The organism is Natrinema soli, from assembly GCF_028618695.1.
In genome coordinates, this window is the sequence record NZ_JAQIVI010000565.1 from 1 (window position 1) to 4,064 (window position 4,064).

The 4,064-nt window shown below is 64.1% G+C and carries 4 protein-coding genes and 1 pseudogene; 2 read left to right on the plus strand and 3 right to left on the minus strand.

Features of this window, described 5'->3' with window-relative positions; translation table 11 throughout:
- The coding region (locus tag PGX04_RS26630) for a glycosyltransferase family 2 protein (protein WP_273741248.1) at nucleotides 1-892 on the plus strand (892 nt) is incomplete at its 5' end.
- Here the strand turns inward: PGX04_RS26630 and PGX04_RS26635 are convergent.
- Together PGX04_RS26635 and PGX04_RS26640 are read right to left on the minus strand one after the other, a co-directional pair.
- Complete coding sequence (locus tag PGX04_RS26635) at nucleotides 877-1,083, minus strand: hypothetical protein (protein WP_273741249.1); 207 nt, start codon at nucleotides 1,081-1,083, stop codon at nucleotides 877-879. The genes PGX04_RS26630 and PGX04_RS26635 overlap by 16 nt on opposite strands.
- Before the next feature lie 174 nt (nucleotides 1,084-1,257).
- Nucleotides 1,258-2,358 (minus strand): DUF354 domain-containing protein, encoded by a 1,101-nt coding sequence (locus PGX04_RS26640; RefSeq protein WP_273741250.1) that lies wholly within the window; start codon nucleotides 2,356-2,358, stop codon nucleotides 1,258-1,260.
- A 163-nt stretch (nucleotides 2,359-2,521) separates the two neighbouring features.
- Here PGX04_RS26640 and PGX04_RS26645 point away from each other — a divergent pair, with 163 nt between their 5' ends.
- Complete coding sequence (locus PGX04_RS26645; protein WP_273741251.1) at nucleotides 2,522-3,511, plus strand: glycosyltransferase; 990 nt, start codon at nucleotides 2,522-2,524, stop codon at nucleotides 3,509-3,511.
- A 321-nt stretch (nucleotides 3,512-3,832) separates the two neighbouring features.
- On the opposite strand, the pseudogene PGX04_RS26650 reads toward PGX04_RS26645, so the two are convergent.
- A pseudogene (locus PGX04_RS26650) lies at nucleotides 3,833-4,064 on the minus strand (NAD-dependent epimerase/dehydratase family protein); the annotation flags it as partial.

A 4,064-nucleotide genomic window follows, 5' to 3' on the forward strand; every position in this document is an offset into this window, starting at 1 on the left:
GACCGAACCGGCGGTCACGGTGGCCGACGGCGGCGACGACCGACGCGTCGTGCCGATCCGTCACGAGGAAAACAGCGGCTACGGCGCGGCGGTCAAGACCGGCTACCGCCGCGCGACGGAGGAGGGAATGGACGTCGTCGCCGTCATGAACGGCGACGGCCAGATGGACCCCGCGATCCTCGATCGAATCATCGATCCCGTCGTGACCGGCGAGGCCGATTACGCCAAGGGGAATCGGCTGCTTCGACCCGAAGACCGCGAGGACATGTCGACGTTCCGGTTCGTCGGGAACGCGATCCTCACCGGACTTTCGAAGTTCGCGTCGGGCTACTGGTCGATCGGCGACCCGCAAAACGGGTACACCGCCATCTCGCGGGACGCGATCGAGCGACTCGATCTCGAGGCAGTCACCGACCAGTACGGCTTTCTGAACCACCTCCTGACACACCTCAACGTCGCGGGCTGTCGGGTCGCGGACGTACCCATGACGGCGGTCTACGGCGACGAGGAGAGCAGCATTCGGTACGTCCCCTTCATCCGGTACGTCTCCCTGCTGTTACTCCGAAGCTTCTGCTGGCGGCTGAAAACGCGGTACGTGGTCCGATCGTTCAACCCGGCCGTCGTCCACTACGCCGTCGGCTCCGTGGGGCTGGCCGGCGGACTGGCGGGAGTCGGTGGATCGCTCGTTCGCGTCGCACGCGGTAACGAGGCCGCGACGGCCGGTCTCACCTCGTTCGCCGCGATCCTGCTCGGACTCGTCTCGCTCGGCAGCGCCATCCAGCTCGACGCCGAGGCGAACGAGGAACTCGAGGTTCCGTGTGACGAACGCGACGCGACGACCGAGCCGGCGGCCGATCGCGACGATCGACCGCCGGCTCAATCGATCGAGTGAGTCACGATCGCATCGCTCTCGCAGGTCGGACACTCAGTGGTTCCGGCCGAGACGTTCGTTCCGCAGTCACGACATTCGTGAACGACCGTAACCGATCGGACGCCATCACCGCTTTGCGCAGCAGTATCTGGAGTGTCCGTGGTAGTCTCGGACTCGGAGAACAGTTCACTAAGGAGTGTGGAGAGACTCATAGAACAGGGTTGTCGGCTCTATTCCAGAGATAGGTATAAGCGTTTCGTGAACTGGACGATACTATCTTCGCCGAGTACCCGCCGCGGTAGCAGTGATTACGTTATAAGTTGACGTATGAATCATACAGGATCGGATCGCTATCAGCGTCACATCATACAGGATCGCCATCAACGTCACATCGTCTGCGATCGCGGCTGTAACACTCGTTTCGACGACCGATCGAGACGGTCGACCGTCCCCCGAGACCGAGCGACGTCGACGAGCAGATCGGTGAGGTTCACGAGATCGCCGACATACTCCCGTCGCCGCCGCTGCCAGCGCTCGTCGGCCTCGTCGTCGGCGAGGATCTCGAGAGACCGCTCGCAGACCGCGTCGTACGTGTCGAACTGCTCGGCGAGGCCGGCGCGCTCGAGTTCCTGGAACTCGCCGTACTCGTGACGGTCGGTGCCGCGGTAACGAAAGGCGGGCGTGCCGAGCAGTGCGGCCTCGTTGACCATCGTCCCGGTGTCGGCGACCAGGAGCGAGGCCTCGGCCATCGCGTCGTGGATCAGCGCGGGGTGGAGGTCGTACGCCCGCGCGGGGAGGTCCCGGAGGTCCATCTCGTCGCCCTCGTCGGAGACGAAAACGGTCACCTCCTCGCTGAGGCGTTCGATCAGGTCGCGTCGCTGTTCGGGACGGAATCCCTCGAGATCGGCGTCGTGAAGGGCGTCGAGAGCGTTGAACCGGACGAGTACGTACGGTTCGTCCGGAGCCACGCCGAGGAACTCTCGAACGTCGGCGTTCGGCTCGAAGACGTCGGGGTGGAGATAGGCGCACTCCTTGAAGCCGTCGAAGGTGTAGTGGGCGTCGCCGAGATCGCGGCGCGTCACCGCCGGGGAGAGAATGCAATCGGCGAACGGCCGGGAAACGGTGTGGTTGAAGTCACCTGGCTCGTCGTCGAGGACGAGCACGACCGGGGTTCTCGTCAGCGTGCCGGCAGCGGCGGCGTAGGGTCCCCTGCCGAAGATCACGTCGGGACCGAACCGGATCGATTCGGTCGCGATCGTGAGGAACTGGCCACCTAACTCGCGGGCGAACCCCAGTTTCGAGTACCGCTCCGTTTCGTGATTGCCGTACACCCGGTACGGCATGTCGAAATAGTCGAGTAGGTCGGTCGTACAGGCGTACTGCCGAGTGAGCACGAGCACGTCGTGGCCCGCTCGCTCGAGGCGGTCGACGGCGTGTCGATACAGATGGACGTGAGCTGGCGTATTCGCCAAGACGAGGATCCGCATCGATGGTAGCTACCCCATCTCGACCCTTTGTAATACCATCACTACGGGGGACTCCGACCGGAAGCCACCGTATACCACTCCCACATCTAGATGTACGTGAAGAAAAACTCGCGTGGGTCGAGCGGTTAACAAAACGGTTTCGGCCCGTTTCGTCCGGTACTCGATGGACGTCCTCACGCTCACTGCGTACGCCGACGCCCCGTTCATGGTCCAGCAGATGGACGCGCTCGAGGAGCGCGGCGTCTCGTTTTCGACCATGTCGGTGGCCGGTGAGATCGACGCCGACACTGACCGGAGTCCGGTGGATTACATTCGGACGGTTCCGGAACTCATTCGGGAAGCGGGAAACGGCTACGATCTGATCCACGCCCACTACGGATTGACAGGGCCGATAGCGCTCGCGCAGCTCCGCAAGCCGGTCGTTCTCTCGCTGTGGGGATCGGACGTCCACGGGCCGGTCGCACCCGTCAGCCGGGCGTCCGCGCCGTTTTGCGACGAGGTCGTCGTCATGTCCGAGGAGATGCGCGCGGAACTCGGTCGCGACTGTCGGGTGATCCCCGACGGCGTCGACCTCGAGACGTTTCGGCCGGCGACCCAGGACAGGGCCAGAGCGCGGGTCGGCTGGGACGACGACGATGCGGCGTACGAGGTACTCTTTCCCTACTCGCCCGCGCGCGGAGTGAAAAACTATCCGCGGGCCGAGCGCGTGGTAACCGTGGCCGACAACCTCCTCGAGCGACCCGTGCGACTCCGGACCGTCTCCGGCGTCGATCACGATGCGGTGCCGGACTACATGAACGCCGCCGACGCGCTCCTGTTGACCTCTCATAGCGAGGGGTCGCCCAACTCGGTGAAGGAGGCCCTGGCCTGCAACCTCCCCGTCGTCGCCGTCGACGTGGGCGACGTCCGAGAGCGACTGACTGGGGTCGAGCCCTCCCGCGTCGCCTCGAGCGACGAGGAACTCGTCCGGGGGCTCATCGACGTTCTCGAATCCGGCGAGCGATCGAACGGCCGCGAGGCCGCCCGCGAGGTGAGCATCGATCGAACGGCCGATCGGATGCTGGCGATCTACGAGGAGGTCGCGGGGAAGGTCATCGAGACCGAAGACGACAGGGAGAAACGGCGCGTGCAAGGAGCGGCACGGGTCGAGTGACGGCCGAAGAGTCGTTCTATAGTAGTCACTGAAACGAGTTACACGCTGATCGCATCGCTGTCATACGATCAGATGTGCATTGCCTTTCAGTGACTACGATAGTCTTCGGTGTCAGGTTCGAGCGCAACGCCGACTCCGCTCGATCAGCGAGCCAGTCGTCGGCTTTGTGTCGACGGGCGGGCGAAGAATAATTCTACTCCGACTTTCCGCTCTCAAGTGCGAACCGCAAATTACGATCGTTCAGCCGTTCCAGCGAGTCGAGCTACGCGGAAAACGTTCCATCACCGGTTCGCCCGCAGCCGATCGGATACAGTCCAATAACTACTGGACTTCCGCCTCGTACCACTCCATCGCTTCGGGCACGTGCGCCTCGAGCGGCCGGTACTCGTAGCCCAACTCCTCGCTCGCCTTCCGCGAGCTGTAAAACAACCGCTGGGTCGCGAGCGTCGCCATCTGGCGGTCGAAGGGGAACATCCGGCGGTCGGCGACGGCGTCGACAACCTCGGCGACCGGCCCGGCGGCCCGAATCGCGGCGGACGGAACGCGGATCCGC

Coding starts and splice junctions, on each gene's coding strand:
- PGX04_RS26635 (WP_273741249.1), bottom strand. CDS start 1,083: ATGAGTCTCTCCACACTCCTTAGTGAACTGTTCTCCGAGTCCGAGACT.
- PGX04_RS26640 (WP_273741250.1), bottom strand. CDS start 2,358: ATGCGGATCCTCGTCTTGGCGAATACGCCAGCTCACGTCCATCTGTAT.
- PGX04_RS26645 (WP_273741251.1), top strand. CDS start 2,522: ATGGACGTCCTCACGCTCACTGCGTACGCCGACGCCCCGTTCATGGTC.